Raw genomic sequence first — 17,641 nt, forward strand, 5'->3', positions numbered from 1 at the left:
TAATTCGGCTGCTAAATTTATAGCTACAAATAGGTATTTTTTGCGCCCCTGTTACCTCCCGGGTAAAAAATATATTAGTTTTAGCTCCGAAAGGAATTCGCGAATGTGCAGGCTGACCCCTATAACAAACTGGCATAACTCTTAAACTATATTTAATTTCAAACATTCATTATGCGAAAAAGTTTCGTACTCGCAGTAGCAGTATCCCTACTTGTTTGTGCTTGTTCCAAGAAGTCAGATAACGACAACAACCCCGGTCCGGATCCCAATCCCGGCGCCAACAACAACACTGCCGCTTTAAACAGATTATATGCGAACCTGCAGGGTAAGTGGGGTTTCTCAAACATCATATTGCAGGCGAGGCAGAGCGCTGCAATCAAAGCATCAACTAAATTCAACAGGATGGGCGGACTGCATATACAGGCCAGGGCAGCCGACGACAAAACCGGGTATATAGAATTTACCACAGACAGTACTTTCCTGCTGGAAGATGGGGAAGGTAAATATTATACCGGCAAATATTCGCTGAAAGACAGTACAACCGCCGAATTAAAAGGCCTGGGCACTTTAACAAAGATCAATTTCTCCCAGAACGCTATCAGCTTTACTTTGAGCTATGGGGCCAATGGCGCCAAAACCGCAACAGTTGCAGGAACAAAAGCAACTCCCGTAGCAACAGACGATAGAACCAAATCACTTTGCCGGCTCTGGTACCTGACAGCAGAAGAAAATGGTAAAGACTTTATCGGCGAGGAAACGGAGATCTATGATGAAAACGGAGATCTGATTGAAACATTTATACTGGACAGCCTTACTTACCGTGCAACCATATACGGTACTTATGTTGTAGAACAATATTCAAAGAAAGTGCTGAAACAGTCCAGTGTTATGAACTGGAAGTGGCATCCAACCAATTCTGAGCGTTTCCTTTACTGGGACAGCAACTATGACCAGCATGTCGGGGAAGTGCTTATCCGTTCATTTAAAGATAATGTGTTGAAATTATCAGACTATTATGACCCGGTGGAAAGCCCCGACGAGCATGATGATTTCACATTGAAATCCGTTTACTGATCATCAATAAATTATTCAATAGACAACGATCAGGAGAGCAGTAAAAAAACTGCTCTCTTGATCGCTTTTTCGTATAGCCATTGAAAATTTTCTCCCCTCCTCATAATATATAGTTAGCTGTAAATCAATCCATAACAAACCCATCACTGAAGACTTCCCGCAATCACATTACCGTTGTATAAAAACATAATTTTTTTTCTTTACTTTTATTCGCACGAAGTTGCTGTTGTTTAGAATTAACTCGTGGTTTTTGCTTTGTATTGACTAAATCTAACTGCCTACAGCAGAACTGTATGTATGACCAAAATCGAACCGTAAACTTTAATTTATATAGGTTTTATGCTAACTGACTGACTACTGTAGTATGCCGGGCGTAGAATCATTATTTTATTCACAACAAAAAACTAAAACTAAACTAAAACTGAAACAACAAAACTGACAATGCTTATAGTTAACTGTATGTAAACCGAAATCTGACATCAATTTTTCACTGTTTAACTCAATGGATTGATCGCTGAACCGCGTCTGCAAGACGTTTGGGAGCAGCGAACGGACAACTATTTTTTTTAACCAAAATCTCAACTACATGAGGAAATCATTACTCGTGGTGGTCAGCATGTTATTGCTTGTAACTTCCGTGCTGGCACAAGCCCATCGAACCGTTACGGGAAAGGTCACAGATGAAAGCGGAACTCCGCTGACCGGCGTAAGTGTTAGCATTCCTAACGGCAAATCAGGAACAGTCACTGATGCAAGAGGGGTATTTACTTTATCGGTAGCCGCCGATGTTAAATCATTACGCGTTTCCTTTATAGGATTTGAAGAGAAGAGCATACAGCTCAGCTCCGACAACCTGGGAACAATACGCCTGGTTCCTGATACCAAATCTATCTCTGAAGTGGTGGTAGTAGGTTATGGAACACAGAAAAGAAAAGATGTAACAGGTAATATTGCATCTGTAAAGGGAGCCAGTATCTCTGCACTGCCTGTACAAAGCTTTGAAGCCGGCCTGGGCGGCCGCGCAGCAGGCGTTCAGATCACCGTTCCAAATGGCGTGGTGAACAACCCTCCTGTATTCCGTATCCGTGGTACCAACTCGCTCTCCTTAAGCGCTTACCCCCTTATCGTAATTGACGGGGTGCCTACCTTCAGCGGCGATGTCGGATCTACCAACGCTCCACTGAACCCCCTTTCCAGTATCAATCCTGCGGATATCGAATCTATTGATATCGCGAAAGATGCCGCCGCTACTGCCATCTATGGTAGCCGCGCTGCCAATGGCGTGGTATTCGTTACCACTAAAAAAGGTAAAGCCGGCAAAGCCCGCGTAGGATACGACGGATGGGTAGGTATCACCAGTCCAAACCGCCTGCCTAAAGTATTGAACAGCAGCCAATACCTGATGATCAAAAACGAAGGTCTTGCAAATGCAGGCGATGCAAGAAGGTATGTAGCCAACCTGGATGCGAAAGGCGATACCATCAATACCGACTGGATGGACATCGTATATCGCGACAAGTCTATCTCCCAGAGCCACAGCGTTAACGTAAGCGGCGGAACAGAAACTTCCAGCTATTATCTCTCTGCCGGCTATACGAAACAACAGGGTATCCTGGAACGCAACGACTTCGTTCGTAAAAACTTATTGCTGAATGTTGACCAGCGCCTGGGAAGGGCTTTCTCTGTTGGTGGTAAAGTATCTTACTCCAACGAAAACAGCCTGATCTCCGGTTCATCCGGTTCACTGGAAGGCGAGGCCTTTAACTCCGGCGGTCTGGCCAGGCTGGCCTTCTTAACTTCACCGCTGGTAGCGCCTTACAACAACGATGGCAGCTACAACGTAGTGGACGGCGGTATCGGCGGCGGAAAAAACACCCTGCCTGTAGGTATTTACAATCCTAAAACCATGCTGGACCTGGATCATTCCAATACGGAAGCGCATCATATCCAGGGCAACGTATATGCAGAATTCAAACCTTTCCCATGGTTGGCACTCCGCACCACTTACGGCGCCGACTATGTAATCATGAACAACGACATGTTCCAGAACGCCCTCACAGGCGACGGATCCTCTCCTAACGGCAGGGCAACCAGCATCCACAGCGACTATAAAAGATGGGTATGGACCAACACCGCACAATTCGACAAATCGTTCAACCAGCATAACATCAATGTACTGATAGGTAATGAACAGCAACGCGATCAGCGCGAACGTTACGGTTTAAGACGCGATAACCAGGCAGATACCTATTTCAACAACACTGAAGGCGGTTTCTTAAGCGATTTCTCTACCGACCTGCTTCGCCGCCAGAACTACCTGTTATCTTCCTTTGCCCGTGCCAACTATAACTATAAAGAAAAATATTTCCTGTCTGCCAACGTGCGCCAGGACCAATATTCCGCCTTCGGCGAAAACAATAAGAAAGGTGTTTTCTATGGCTTCTCCGCTGGCTGGGAGATCGCTAAAGAACAATTCTGGGCAGACAGCAAACTGAGTGAAATATTCAGTTCATTCAAGCTGAGAGCCAGCCACGGTAAAGTAGGTAACCTGGCAGGCCTGGGCGACTTTGATGCACTGTCCCTCTATGAACCAAGACCTTACGGCGGTACGTCTGCCCTGTACTATTCACAGGCAGGAAACCCTGACCTGGGTTGGGAAGTGAGCAAGAAAACAGATATCGGCATCTCATTCGGCTTCCTGCAAAACAGGATCACCGGTGAACTGGCCTATTACAACAACAACATCAACGGTCTTATCCTGAAAGTGCCGCAACCGCCTTCTGCAGGTATCCCATCCAGCACTGTTTCCGCTACAGTCCCTGCGAACATCGGGGAAATGTATAACAGGGGCGTTGAGTTCAACGTGAACGCTATGGCGATCACCAGGAAAGATTTCACCTGGAACACCGGTTTCAACATCGCTTACAACAAGAACGAAATCACTAAACTGGTTGGCGAAGTAAGTTCTATTCCGTTCACCACCAGTACGCTGGAACAAACCAGCGTTAACCAGGTAGGACAACCGGTTGGTATGCTTTACGTTGTAAGGACCAATGGCATAGATCCTGCAACAGGAAGAAGGATCTTTATCAATGCTGCGGGTGAAGAAGTATATTTCAACATTGCAGCTGCCAACAGGTACCAGTATGCCGACGGCAAAGTAGCGCCGGCAGTTGGGGTGAAAGACGCAGTAGCGTACAAGAACACCAATCCTAAATTTGTAGGAGGTTTTGAAAACACCTTCCGTTACAAAAACTTCGAACTGAACGTATTACTGACCTACCAGACAGGTTTCTATGTTTACTATGGCAGCTATGCCGGTTTAAAAGACAACCGTTACTGGAACAACAGCGTAGATGTACTGAACAGGTGGCAGAAAGCAGGCGATCAGACAGATATTCCTAAGATCGTGTACGGCGATAATATTTCCAATGGCTCATCCTTTGCCATTGCCGCCAATGTGTTCAAAGGCGATTTCGTGAAGTTGAAAACAGTTGGTCTGACCTATATTATCCCTGATGCAGTTGTAAAACCACTTCATATTTCAGGCGCTAAAGTATATGTAAGAGGACAAAACCTCGCTATGATCACCAAGTATCCGGGTCCTGACCCTGAGGTTTCTTCCAATGGCAACAACGCATCCGGCCAGGGTATTGACCGTAACACCCTTGGTAATGGCCGTACTGTGACCTTAGGATTAAATGTTAATTTCTAAACTGACTGATGATGAAAAAAGTAAAATATATATTGCCGCTGCTTGCAGGTTTAGCCATGGGATGCCAGAAAGACCTGCTGGATAATGTGCCAACAACGAACATCCCCGACACGAAAGCTTTCGATACGAAAGAGCGCGTGGAGAGCCAGGTAAATGGCATGTATACGGTGCTAAAGAATGGTAAATTCCTGGGAGGTAAAGTAGTTATAGCGAACGAGATCCGGGGTGAGGACTATGTAAATGAAAAGGCTAACAACGTTACCCTGAACGCCTCCTGGAGAATGGTTACCACTGGCGAAGCGCAGGAAGTAAAGGAGATATGGTCTCAAGGTTACATGACCATCAACAGCGTAAACGTGTTCCTGGCTGGTATGGCTGCAAAAGGCAGCAGCGTTACCGGTAAAGAATTGTCGGATAACTTTATAGGCGAAGCGAAGTTCATCAGGGGATTAAGTTATTTTCACCTGCTGCAACTGTTTGCCCGCCCGTATGTTGATGGCGCAGGCAGCAAGCTGGGACTCATTCTCTATACTGAACCGCATACCAAGTTAGGCAATTACAGCAAGGCCAGAAGCACCGTGGCAGAAACATACGCCCAGATCATCCGCGACCTCGACTCTGCTGAAACAATGCTCCCTAAAGCCGCCGACCAGGTAACAAGAGCTAACTCTTACGCTGCCATCGCGCTGAAAACAAGAGTTTACCTCTATACCGGCCAATACGACAAGGTGCTCACAGAAGCAAATAAAATTGTTCCTGCCGCCCCGCCGTTCGAGTCGACTGTTGGCTACAAACTGGAGCCTAATATCAAAAATGTGTTCGTAGGAAACTATACAGGCGCTGAGGCTATCTTCTCGCTTCCTAATACAGAAGCGGTAAACGATTACCCTGGCACCCAAACGCAGCTGGCATATTACTTCAATCCAACCGCCCTGGGAGGAAACGGAGAGTATTCACTGCACCCATCCGGTATTATTTCAGACGCTTCCTGGAAAGCAGCTGATGCAAGAAGGAAGTTTGTAGTTACCGCTGGCAATAAAAGCTGGATGAACAAGTATACTAAAGGAAGTCCGTACACCGACTATGTGCCTGTTATCAGGTATGCCGAAGTGCTGCTGAACCTGGCCGAAGCAACAGTACGTGTAACCAATACCGTAGATGCAAGAGCTATAGCCCTGCTGAACGCCGTACATGGCCGTTCAGATGCAACCACTGTTTTTACGGTTGCCGATTTTGCTACGCCACAGGCCCTGATCAACACCATCCTGAAAGAAAAACATATTGAATTGTTAGGAGAAGGATTCAGATCTATGGAAACAACCCGGTTAAATGCTACTTTCCCTTCAAAGAGTTCAACAGTAGCGGAAGTAACACCGGCAATGTCGTCTTACATCTGGCCAATTTCGTCTGACGAATTAGTATATAATAAACTGTGTAAAGACAACTGATAAACGACTTATATCAGGCGTCTGTTTTCCAGCATACCGCCTTTTCATAAGCAAAACAAAGGGCTGTCCGTTCTACCGGGCAGCCCTGTTTTTTTATATCACCATCTTATTCTCCGGCCAGTGTAATAAAAGCGCAGGATTCCAGGTCCAGGCTGGCTACCCCGTTATGTACGGGAATTGTTTTCTTTGTTTTCATTGCCTGCTGCTGGCTGGTAACCGTTACGCCCAACTCTTTAACATAGGCAGGCAATCCGTTTAACACTGCTTTCCTTGCAGCGCCATTATTCACCAGGTGTATCATCAACTGCTTTTTCTCTTTATTTCCTAATGCCGCGATTGAAACATCCTGCCTGCTGCTGGCTGCCTGCAAGGCTTGTAAACCAGCCGGCGTTGCAGCCAGCTGTTTGAGGTTCCAGAATCTTTGGGTTGGCTGCAAAGGCCGCTGATCGCCAAAGATGCCGCCGCCTGCCAGCGGCGAGTAATCTGCCGTTAACTGCCATTGCAGGATAGAGGCAGGCTGGCAGATGTTTAACAAACGGACATAGAGATTGATCTCTTCCAGTGCATATACTGGCTCCTCGAAAATAGCCGGGTATCCCCAGGCCTGGGCATCTATACTTCCCTCTCCTACTATCAGCGGCTTGCCTGTCTTCTGCGCCGCTCCGGCCCATTTCTCCAGCGTGCTTTTTTCCCATCCTCTCCAGGAGTGGAACGATACCGCGCCGATATAGGGATAGGTAGCTGGATCATTTAATGCTACATCCAGGAAAGACCAGGTGGTGGCGTCTGAATTGTCGCCCAATAATAATTTGGTCTTTAATCCCCGCTGCTGCAGGCAGGCGCCCAGGCCTTTGATCAATGCTGCATGTTCTTCGGGCGTTTGACGGATATTAATACCCAGGTCTGACTCGTTAAAAGAAAAATATCCTGCTTCCACGCCATAAATGGTTTGCAGGCAGCTGATGTAGTCGGCAATAGATCTATAGATCTCGTTGGTATGCGCGGCGTTCAGCGGGTTGCCCCAGACGCCGTCTGGTCCTGGCTGAAATTTAGGTTCGCCTACCACCGCCCAGGCAGGAGCCGACCAGGCCGAAAGTATTACCGGCATTCCTTTTTTATACAGCCGTTGCGCCATTTCCATAGCCGCTTTAACTGCAGGGTGCAAACGCCCGGCTTTTGCAGAATCCAGCGGTTGGTCAGTTATATTTCGCTGCCAGAACCTCCAGGGCATCTCCACCCTTCCCCAGGCTACCCTCATATTCTCCAGGCAATAATCTATCACCTGCGGATCAGTTGCCGGGTTCTGCAAACGGAAGTTGCCCCCGAAACCATCGAACACGCGGCCAGCTGCCGCCGCATTCACTGTAAGCGCCACCGGGCTCTTGTCTGCCTTCCCGTTTACTGTAAAAGTAAATTGCAGGCTGGCCGTATCTCCCTTTTCGAAATTGCCCGTGTGAACGGGCACCAGTAACTCATTGCCATAAGGTTTCAGCGTCAACGGCGTACTGAATTCCAGCTTCACCACCTGGTTACCGGATTTGAAGCCAAGGTCCCTGACTGGTTCATTCACCGCGGCAACTGTTTTGCCGTTAACGCTCAACTGCGCATTGCCGGGTACTTTAACAGCGAGATAAAGGCCTTGCGCCGTTTGCGCTTCTTTAGCAACGGCAAATACGTTTAAGGCAGCCGTATTTGTTGTACTGGCAATTAACCGCTCTTTAAGGTCTATATGCTGCAAGGCAGTGGCGACCACCTGTTCGTTCCCTGTACGTTTGTAAACAGGGCGTTGCAGCTCTTTCCCGGTGGCGGTCATATGCTGGTTATTGTCCAGCAAAATCAGCCTGGTTTCGAAAGGGAATAGTTGTCCTTCTATCCTGACCCCGGTAACATTACCCCAGGGCGCTATTTCAGCCTGTGAGAAAGCCGCATGGCTACTCATCATTCCTAATGCTATCAGCCATAGCCTACATTTCATAACGTTATATTTATAGTTGGATAAGAAAATACCGGTACCATGAAAATACAAACAGGGTGGGTCTATACCCACCCCTTTTTTTCTACTTAACGATCATCAGATTTCACTGATTTACTATTGCTATAATTGTACATGTGCGTTAACCGATTAATATCCCGGGTTCTGCGTCAGCTGCTGGTTCAGTCCTATCTGGATCTGCGGAATAGGCATCAGGTCTTTCCCTGCGGGAACCGTGATACCGTATTTTTCCTTCACAAACCTCAAATGCTCCCCTGATCTTCTCAGCATATACCAGAGCGACATTTCTCCTGCCAGTTCGTGCCGGTATTCGTCCAGCAGGCTGTTCATCACATTGGTTCCGCTAACAGGCCCCAGGCCGGCCCTGTGCCTGATCTGGTTATTGATGATATCTATTGCCTCGCCGTCATTACCGCTTTTATGCAGCGCTTCCGCCAGGCTCAAAAGTACCTGTCCGTAACGCATCATGATCACATTCTGGCCACTGAAAATGTAAATATCGCCGGTGTTTCCTGTTACATTCGGATCTCTCCAGGTTTTCACTCCATAATAGCCAGACCTGGCCTTATCCGAACCTTTCCATGGATTGGCTTTGGTACCGCAGGTATTGATACCGCCGAAATTGGAGATCACTCTCGGGTATTTGGAAATCTGGCATTTAGGGTCCGGATGCGTATCGCCAGGCCCTATAACGGTAGCGGCTTTACGCTGATCGCCGGGTTCGAAAGAGTTATACAGGTCGGCGGTTGCGTATGCGTAGCCAAACTGCGTGATCTCTTCCGGCATACCAAAGGAAGCCAGCCAGTGATTATTGTTGGTGTGGTTCCACGACATATCAGCGCCTGCAATGAACTGTACTTCGAAGATGGATTCTTTCCCGTTCTGATTATTGAAATCATGTATATCGATGAACTTCGGCTCCAGTTGGAAATGCCCCTGCAGTTGTTTATAACTTTGAACGGCGTCTGAATATTTTTTCAGCCACATCTGCGCGTCGCCGAGGTAGGCCAGCGCTGCGCCTTTGTTGGCCCGGCCCAGGTCGGCCGGCGCCAGGTCTTCTTTCCACGGAAGCAGATCAGCCGCTTTCTTCATATCTTCTGCAACTGCTGCAAACACCTCGTCCTGCGTATTGCGGGGATGCCGGCCATCGTCTGTTACCGTTTTCAGTTCCAGCGGTACGCCCCCGAAATTGGAAGCCAGGTAATAGTATAAAACACCCCTGAGGAAATAGGCTTCACCGGTTAAACGCTTAGCCAGGTCTTCATTGATAATGTTGGCGCTCCTCATTTTCTCAATGATCGGGAAAGCGGAATTAGCCCTGGCAATACCCTGGTAGGCACGGGTCCAGAACGTGTTCAATGCGCCGAAATCTGTTGGTACTTCGTATGTTTTAAAGAAAACATCCGCTCCGTAGTTCTGGAAATCCTGGGTTAAAAAATTGGCCTGGTACCATAACGCTTTCAGCATAAAGTCTACATCGTGGAAAGTATTGTAGATGCCTGTTACCAATGCAATTCCATCTTCCGGTTTTTTGAACAACGCATCTTCCGTGATACCGGAAGTATTTTTCTGTTCAAGGAAACTTTTGGAACAGCTTTGCGGGAAAACCAGTGAAGCAAAGCAGATGGCTGATATATATATGAATTTCTTATTTCTCATGTTCCGATTTTTTAAAGATTAGAACTGTACGTTTAACCCGATTGTATAGTTCCTGGTAGACGGGTAAGTACCCAGATCGATACCGGAAGCTGTAGCCCCGTTCTGTTCCCCGATCTCAGGGTCCAATCCCGAATACCCGGTGATGGTAAAGAGGTTCTGACCACTTACATATACCCTCACTTTACCAACATGCAGGCGCTTAGCTATATCAGCAGGCAAAGTGTAGCCCAGCATCAGGCTGCGCAGGCGCAGGTAACTGCCATCTTCCACATAATAATCAGAAGGACGGGTATTGCCGTTCACATCTTCCCTTACCGCACGGGCATAAGTGGTAGAAGGATGGGTTGGAGTCCAGCGGTTCAGGTACCATTCTTCTCCCACGTTCTGCACGCCTACTCCGCCGTTGGTAGCAAGACTTTCCAGGTTCCTTCTCGCATAGTTCAGGATATCGTTGCCTACAGAGTAGTAGAAGAATAAGCTCAGGTCGAAGTTCTTGTAAGCCGCATCGTAATTCAGTCCGCCGTAAAATTTGGGAATAGGGGAACCGATGATGGTCCTGTCGGCATCGGTGATCTTGCCGTCGCCATTCAGGTCAATGAACTTGCGGTCGCCGGGCGAAGTAGTGGAAGCCTGGTAGTAAGTAGTTTGACCGTTGTTGTTTTTGGTAGCTATTGCATTCAGCTCATCGATCTCCTGTTGGGTTTGAAAAATGCCGCCGTTCTTAAAGCCATAGAAAGCGCCCAAGGAGTTGCCGAGCGTGGAGTAGCTGTATACCTGCCAGGTATTGCCGCCATAATCAGGGAACCCGAGGTTGGAGAAGTTGCTCTGCCCTGTTTGTCCCGGCGCCAGTTTCAGTATTTTATTCTTTACAGTAGTAACATTGCCTGCGATCTCCCAGGTAAAATCGCCTGTAGTTTTACGGTAGCTGAGCGCGAGCTCAACTCCTTTGTTTTCGATGCTTCCAACATTCCTGGTAGCATTAGGGAAGCCGGTTTGCGCCGGAACATCCACTTTCAGCAGGAAGTCGCTGGATACACGCCTGTAATAATCGGCAGTCAGGCTTAACCTGTTATCGAGTACGCTTACTTCCAGGCCTACGTTGCCCTGTTTGGAGGTTTCCCATACCAGGTTAGGATTAGGCAGATCCTGTAGGGTGATGCCGTCGTAGAACACTTTGGTAGCGCCGAATACATAACCGCGGTTGTTTTGTGTTGTACCCGAACCATAGTTGCCCTGGTATTGGAAAAGACCAATGTTCTGGTTACCTGCGGTACCGTAGCTACCACGGATCTTCAGGTCGTTCAGCCAGGTAAGCCCTTTCATAAAGGATTCGTCGCCCAGGCGCCAGGAGGCGGAAACAGAAGGGAATACGCCCCATTTATGCCCGTCGGCAAACCTGGAAGATCCATCCCGTCTTACCGTTCCGGTGATGATATATCGATCCATTAATTTATAGGTGAGCCGTCCGAACTGCGAAGCCAGCGACCAGGTTTCCTGGTTGCCATAAATGCTGGCCAGGCGTTGTACAGACCCCAGGTCTCTCAGTTCGTCACTTACCATCTGTGAACCGTTGGCCCCTATCTGGCGGAAAGTGTTTTTCTGGGAAGAGACGCCGCCGACAAAGTCGATGTTATGGATCTTGTTGAATGTTTTCGTATAGGCGACAGTGTTCTCCCAGAGCCATTCGAACGAGTTGTTCGCGCTTTGGCTGTAGAAAGGATAAGCAGCCGGCTCCACCCTGTTGTTGGTTGGAGTAAAGTAATAACCGGAGTAATCGCTGAAGTTGATACCGAAATTGGTTTTCAGTCTTAAGCCGCTTACAGGGGTCACTTCCAGCGCAGATGCCGCCAGCAGGTTGTTGGATGCATTGCGGGTATCCTGGGTTTCTATATCGGCAACGATATTATTGCTTCCCGATGTCACTGTTTTCCCTTTGGTATAAAAACCATAGTTGCCATTGGCATCTTTTACTTCATCTGTCAGCGGGTTGCCTGTCATGGTCGGGATCAGTTTCGTCAGGTTGCCGATACCTGTCAGGCCGCTGCCCAGCCGTACAGTTCCGTCTGTGCGGGCGTATTTCACGCTGTTATTCACCTTCAGCCAGGAATTTGGCGTATAGTCAAGGTTCAGGCCTGCGTTATATCTTTTATAGTAAGAAAGCATTATCACGCCCTTATGATCTACCATGCCTGCAGAAAACGCCGTTTGTACTTTGTCGTTACCTCCGCGCAGCGCGATGTTGTAGTTCTGTCTTAAGCCCTGCTGGTATACTTCGTCCTGCCAGTCGATGTTCCTTAACGAAGCGGGGTCGCTCCATTCGGGCAATACTTCGTAGTTAGACTGCCGGGCAATCTCTGTGGCAAATGGCCCGAACTGCTGTGCGGTAAGCACCCTGTATTTTTTAGGTTTGGATTGAAAGCTGTTCACGGCATCGAGGGTTACCTGTATGCCATCTTTGCGTCCGCGTTTGGTAGTGATCACCACTACCCCGTTAGCAGCGCGGTTACCGTAAATGGCAGTAGCGGAAGCGTCTTTCAGCACATCTATCGTGGCAATATCGGAAGGGTTGAGGTTAGATAAGCCGCCCGACAAAGGATACCCATCTACTACATACAGCGGGGAGTTATCGCCGAAGGTGCCTATACCGCGGATGCGTACAGATACGGCGGCGCCGGGAGAACCGTCGTTATTCGTTACCTGTACCCCGGTTGCACGGCCCTGCAAGGCCTGGTCGATAGTGGTAACAGGTACTTTTTCGATCTGTGCAGCGCTTACAGAACTGATAGCGCCTGTGAGGTCTTTACGTTTTTGCGTACCGTAACCAACTACAACCAGTTGTTCCAGGTTCTTCGCAGTGCTTTCCATTTGGATGTCTATATTCATCCGGTTGTTTACCCTTACTTCCTGGGTAGCGAAGCCGAGGGCGCTGACAATAAGTACGGCATTCGGGGAAACGTTCAGCGTAAATTCGCCCTTGTCGCCTGTCTGTGTCCCGGTGGCTGTTCCTTTAACCTGGACAGTAGCCCCCGGGATACCGGCGCCATCCCCGGTTACCCGTCCTCTTACTGTTCCCTGCTGGGCAAAGAGCCATTGACAAGAGAAAAGAAAAACGACACACAAAAAGCCAGTTTTCCTGCTTTTATACTCGTGTGCATATGAAGAAATAATCCTCCACAGGGATAAAGAAATGTTCATAAACGATGGAATTTTTAATGTGAATTGTTACCGGCACCAATCTGACCGGGTGAGCAAAATTAGGCGGAATTCATACTGGGCATGGTATCGGTATGTTGAAGATAAGGGATCGGAATGTTGCCTGCGAAGGGGTACTATAGCCCCTGGCAGCGCGGGGAACAGGGTTAAATGCAAAACGCGGAGCGCATGCACACAAGTTGTTGCATACGCTTCGCGTTTTATGGTATTAGCTGCCTTGTAATGAGAAAGACTGTCGTTTTTTCAGGATAAATTTATCTCCTGTCCCGCGGTTTGTTTCTGGAATTGCGAGGGAGTGACACCGAAAGTTTCCTTGAAGTACATGGAAAATTTCTTCGGGTTATTAAACCCTACTTCATAAGCTACTTCAGCAATGGTTAGCTGGCTTCTTTCCAGGAGTTGCCGTCCTCTTTTGATCCGGATGTCGCGGATGAATTCCTGCGGCGAGCGGCCGGTCAGCGACAGCAGTTTCCTGTACATGCCCGCCCGATGCATGAAAAGTTCTTTGCTGAGTTCTTCCACGGTGAATTCTGTATTGCCCATATTCTTTTCAAGAACAGCCAATACCTGTTGCAGGAACTGCTCATCGGCAGGTGTGATATTAACTTCTGCCGGCTGCAGATCAACCTGGGGCCGTTGTTTCTTTCCTGTTGCCCGGTGCCGGGCTACCAGGTTGCGGATCTTGGATGCAAGTATCTCGTAGGTAAAAGGTTTTGTCATGTAATCGCTCACTCCCAGCCTGTAACTTTCCAGCTGCATATCTTCATCTCCTACAGCCGTAAGCAATATCACCGGCACGGCGGCAAGCGCAGGATGCATTTTGATCCTGCGGGCCAGTTCTATCCCATCCATTAACGGCATCATCACATCGCTGACCACCAGGTCGGGTTTCCACCTGCCCAGTTCCTCCCAGGCTTCCTGTCCGTTGGCGCATGCCACTACTTCATACTCCAGGTTCAGGTTATCTTTCAGGTAGAAGCGGAAGTCGTCGTTATCTTCTACCAGCAGAACGGATGGGCGGTTTTTGGAAGATGGTTTTCTTGTTTTGCCGGCAGCTTCCAGCTCCGGCGGTTTTACTGCTTCAGGCGCAGAGCGCCACAGCAACGGGAGCGTTACCGTGAATGCAGCTCCTTTCTCTGGCTGGCTTTCCACGGCAATAGTTCCTCCATGCAGCTTTACAAATTCTTTTGTTATGGCCAGCCCTATTCCGGTTCCCGGATGCATGATGTTGGCAGGAACATCATGCTGGAAAAATCTTTCAAAGATATGTTCCTGTTTATCCGGCGGTATGCCCATACCAGTATCTTCTACTCTTATCTTCAACACTTCTCTTCCTTCTTCAGTTAAAGGACCTTCTACCTGTACCCTGATGATCCCACCGGCGGAAGTATATTTGAAAGCGTTGGATAAGAGGTTGAATAATATCTTTTCCAGCTTATCCCAGTCGAACCAGGCCGAAAGGCTCTCCCGGCGCCAGTCTGTTACCAATGCAATCTTTTTCATCTCTGCCACATCGGAAAAAGAGTTGCAGATATCTTTCACGCAATGAATAACGTCGCCTTCTGTTGGCTGCAGTTTGAATTCGCTGACTTCCATCTTCCTGAAATCCAGCAACTGGTTTACCAGGTTAAGCAGGCGTTTCCCGTTCCGCTGGATCAGCTGGAGCTGTTTGCGCTGCGCAGGATCTGCAGCTGTATTAATGATCTTATCCAAAGGCGCGAGTATCAGGCTCAGCGGAGTTCTGAACTCATGGCTTACATTGGTGAATAACTTTGTTTTCACGGCATCCATGGCCAGCACTCTTTCCCTTTCTGTTCTTTCCTGTACCACAGCGAACCTCATTCTCTCTTTTTCTATCACATAACTTCTTGCCATGTATAACAGGCCGGCGGCCAGCAAACCATACAGCACAAACGCGAAAGGCGTTTTCCAGAATAAAGGGGTGATGGTGATCTTCAACACCTTCTCGTTATTCCCCCATACCCCGTCGCTGTTCGTGGCTTTTACCCTGAAATAATAAGTGCCGGGATCCAGGTTGGTATAGGTCACCTTCCTGTTGGCGCTGTTGGTATAGGTCCACTGGTCGTTGAATCCTTCCAGTTTATAGGCATATTGATTATTTCCTGAAAAGTCCAATGCTGCAAATTCTATAGAGAAGATATTTTCGTTATGCCCCAGCGTAATGGCGGAGGTAAAAGGGATGGCTTCTTTCAGCACCACGTTTTTATTGAGTTGCTGGCCTACCCCGATCTCGTTGTTGAAAATATCAATATTGGTAAATACCAGCGGCGCCTCTGTAGTCCGTATGTTTACTTTATCCGGATCTATGATATTGAATCCATTGGCTCCGCCAACATACACCAGTCCTTCCCTGCTCAACATGGCGGCGCTTTCATTGAATATCTTTCCCTGGATATTATTGCTGCTGTTGAAATTGCGTACATCCAGCGACACTACTTCTCCTCCCTCCCGCTTAACCAGCAGCTGGCATAAACCTTTGGCAGTTGTCATCCAGGCGTTATCATGTTTATCGATCAGGAGAGATAAAATAGTATTATCCGGAAGCCCGTTATCAACAGTCAAGCGCCTGAACTTACCTGTACGGGGATTAAAAACATTAAGTCCAACGCGGGTAGCAACCCAGATCAACCCTGTCTTATCTTCAACGATATCGCGTATATGATCATGTGTCAGGCTATTGGGATCGCTGGTATGTTTGTAATGGGTGAACTGATCTCTTGCGGGATTGAGCATTTCCAGCCCTTCTGAAGTGCCGATCCAGAGATTGCCCCTGCTGTCTTCCAGCATGGTAGGGATATAGTTGGAATGTATAGACAGGAGAGAAGGATGATCGATGGCATAGCGATAAAACCTGTTGGTAGCAGGATCGAACCTGTTCACTCCCCCCAGCAGCGTACCAATCCAGAGAACATGGTTGCGGTCTTCCATGATGTGCCAGATCCTGTCGTCGGCCAGCGAGTAAGGGTCGGCGGGGTTATGCCTGAAAACTTTGAATTCTTTCCCGTCGAATACATTCAGTCCGCCCATGAAGGTGCCTATCCATACTTTGCCTTCATGATCCACACAAAGGCTGACAATGATATTGCTGCTAAGACTGCGGGGGTTATGCGGATCGTGCAGGTAGCGGGTGAATTGTTGCCTGGCCCTGTCGAAATATATCAACCCGCTGCTATTGGTACCTATCCATACGTTTCCCTTTGCATCTTCTGCAAAGCAGTTGATATCATTGTCCGGCAGGCTGAATTTATTTCCCGGTTCATGACAATACAGTTCGAAACGGGTGCTTTGCTGGTCCAGGAAGTTCACGCCTTTTTTGCCTGTGCCTATCCAGATAATACCCTGCCTGTCTTTGAAGATGGTTTCTACGCTGTTGTAGCTAAGGCTGTTCTTATCGTTTTCTTTGTTCACCAGGTAGGTGACCAGGGCCGGGTTAGCTGCATCCACCACGTTGATACCGCCATGATCTGTTCCTATCCAGATATCGCCGTTCCGGTCTTCCACGATTCCCTTGATAAGGTTATCATTCAGCCGGTTATGGGAGTTGCTGTGATAGTACAACGTTTGCCTGGTTTGCGGATCAATTTTCAGTACGCCCGTTGGATCGTCGACGGTATAGCACCAGATATTGCCAGGTTTATCCACATATATCCTGTAGTTGTTGTGTTTTCCCCGGAAGAAGTCCTTTAGTTGTTCATTCACCAGCAGCGCTTTGCAGCTCATCCCATCTACCTTAACCAGCGTACCGTTGGCCAGCGCTACCCAGATATCCCCCTGTTGATCTTCGCTGCAGGATGTATAGGAGTTTCCTCCCGGCAGGCGGAAATTACGGAGTTCCCCGGTTGTGGGCGTGAAACAAAATAATCCTTCCTGCTGGTAAAGGAACCAATACCTGTTTTGTTTGTCTTTCAATATGTTCAGCACCCTGGCTGGCGGCAGTCCCAGTTCTTTCAAACGTTGGGCAAAGTGCCTGTCGAATTTCTCGGTAGCGGGGTTGTAGATGGCTACGGCATTTATTCCTTTGGCGCCTACCCACATTTTATTTCCCGGGAACGGGAGGATATCTGTGATAAAGTTATCTTCCAGGGAAGTAGAATCGGCGGGCAGACTGGTAAATATCCTGCAATTGTGGCCATCATAGCGATTGAGTCCTGCTGCGCCGCCAAACCATACAAACCCGGTTTCATCCCTGTAAATGGCATAAACCTGGTTATGAGACAACCCGTTGTCGATATCGAGATGGGAAAAATTATAGTTACGTTGCTGTGCAAACAACGACAATGACATCAATAAAAGCAAAACTAGTACAACGTGGCACCTGGATGGCATAATGTGCTTAAAATATTATCGTGATTTTGGCAAAAAAACATTGAAATAAGCGCTGGTAATGTACTAAAAAATTCCGTCGCCCCTGTTTTTAAGCATACAAATCGGTAATTCCTGCTAAAAAAGTATCAACTTTAATGCAAAGTTGCATAAGTTAATTTTATACAAAATCATTCAGGGAAGGCGATATAATTT

Annotated in this window: 7 protein-coding genes; 3 read left to right on the forward strand and 4 right to left on the reverse strand. The window is 47.9% G+C overall.

Going from position 1 to position 17,641, the window contains the following annotated elements:
- Nucleotides 1-171: 171 nt before the first annotated feature.
- The 3 genes from BLV62_RS01335 (at nucleotide 172) to BLV62_RS01345 (ending at nucleotide 6,237) form a co-directional block, all read left to right on the forward strand.
- Nucleotides 172-1,074, forward strand: coding sequence for a hypothetical protein (locus BLV62_RS01335; RefSeq protein WP_089757856.1), 903 nt, complete (start codon nucleotides 172-174; stop codon nucleotides 1,072-1,074).
- Nucleotides 1,075-1,660: 586 nt separating this feature from the next.
- Nucleotides 1,661-4,789, forward strand: a complete 3,129-nt coding sequence (locus tag BLV62_RS01340; protein WP_089757859.1) for a SusC/RagA family TonB-linked outer membrane protein — start codon at nucleotides 1,661-1,663, stop codon at nucleotides 4,787-4,789.
- 11 nt (nucleotides 4,790-4,800) lie between these two features.
- Nucleotides 4,801-6,237 (forward strand): RagB/SusD family nutrient uptake outer membrane protein, encoded by a 1,437-nt coding sequence (locus BLV62_RS01345; protein ID WP_211118318.1) that lies wholly within the window; start codon nucleotides 4,801-4,803, stop codon nucleotides 6,235-6,237.
- Between the two features lie 106 nt (nucleotides 6,238-6,343).
- On the opposite strand, the gene BLV62_RS01350 is transcribed toward BLV62_RS01345, so the two are convergent.
- The 4 genes from BLV62_RS01350 to BLV62_RS01365 all read right to left on the reverse strand — a co-directional run bounded on the left by BLV62_RS01350 (nucleotide 6,344) and on the right by BLV62_RS01365 (nucleotide 17,407).
- On the reverse strand, nucleotides 6,344-8,212 hold the full coding sequence (locus BLV62_RS01350; protein WP_089757862.1) for a glycoside hydrolase: 1,869 nt from the start codon (nucleotides 8,210-8,212) through the stop codon (nucleotides 6,344-6,346).
- Nucleotides 8,213-8,359: 147 nt separating this feature from the next.
- Nucleotides 8,360-9,889: a RagB/SusD family nutrient uptake outer membrane protein gene (locus BLV62_RS01355; RefSeq protein ID WP_089757864.1), complete on the reverse strand. Its 1,530-nt coding sequence runs from the start codon at nucleotides 9,887-9,889 to the stop codon at nucleotides 8,360-8,362.
- Between the two features lie 18 nt (nucleotides 9,890-9,907).
- Entirely contained in the window at nucleotides 9,908-13,084 is a 3,177-nt protein-coding gene (locus BLV62_RS01360) for a SusC/RagA family TonB-linked outer membrane protein (RefSeq protein ID WP_089757866.1), read from the reverse strand.
- Nucleotides 13,085-13,345: 261 nt separating this feature from the next.
- Nucleotides 13,346-17,407 carry a hybrid sensor histidine kinase/response regulator transcription factor gene (locus BLV62_RS01365; protein WP_168927812.1) on the reverse strand — a complete coding sequence of 1,354 codons (4,062 nt, stop codon included), beginning with the start codon at nucleotides 17,405-17,407 and terminating at the stop codon, nucleotides 13,346-13,348.
- Between the last annotated feature and the right edge of the window lie 234 nt (nucleotides 17,408-17,641).

The organism is Chitinophaga terrae (ex Kim and Jung 2007), from assembly GCF_900107795.1.
In the GTDB taxonomy this organism is placed as follows: domain Bacteria; phylum Bacteroidota; class Bacteroidia; order Chitinophagales; family Chitinophagaceae; genus Chitinophaga; species Chitinophaga terrae.

Bases quoted from the DNA above. Each gene is read 5' to 3' on its own strand.
- BLV62_RS01335 (WP_089757856.1), top strand. From the start codon at position 172: ATGCGAAAAAGTTTCGTACTCGCAGTAGCAGTATCCCTACTTGTTTGT.
- BLV62_RS01340 (WP_089757859.1), top strand. From the start codon at position 1,661: ATGAGGAAATCATTACTCGTGGTGGTCAGCATGTTATTGCTTGTAACT.
- BLV62_RS01345 (WP_211118318.1), top strand. From the start codon at position 4,801: ATGAAAAAAGTAAAATATATATTGCCGCTGCTTGCAGGTTTAGCCATG.
- BLV62_RS01350 (WP_089757862.1), bottom strand. From the start codon at position 8,212: ATGAAATGTAGGCTATGGCTGATAGCATTAGGAATGATGAGTAGCCAT.
- BLV62_RS01355 (WP_089757864.1), bottom strand. From the start codon at position 9,889: ATGAGAAATAAGAAATTCATATATATATCAGCCATCTGCTTTGCTTCA.
- BLV62_RS01360 (WP_089757866.1), bottom strand. From the start codon at position 13,084: ATGAACATTTCTTTATCCCTGTGGAGGATTATTTCTTCATATGCACAC.
- BLV62_RS01365 (WP_168927812.1), bottom strand. From the start codon at position 17,407: ATGTCATTGTCGTTGTTTGCACAGCAACGTAACTATAATTTTTCCCAT.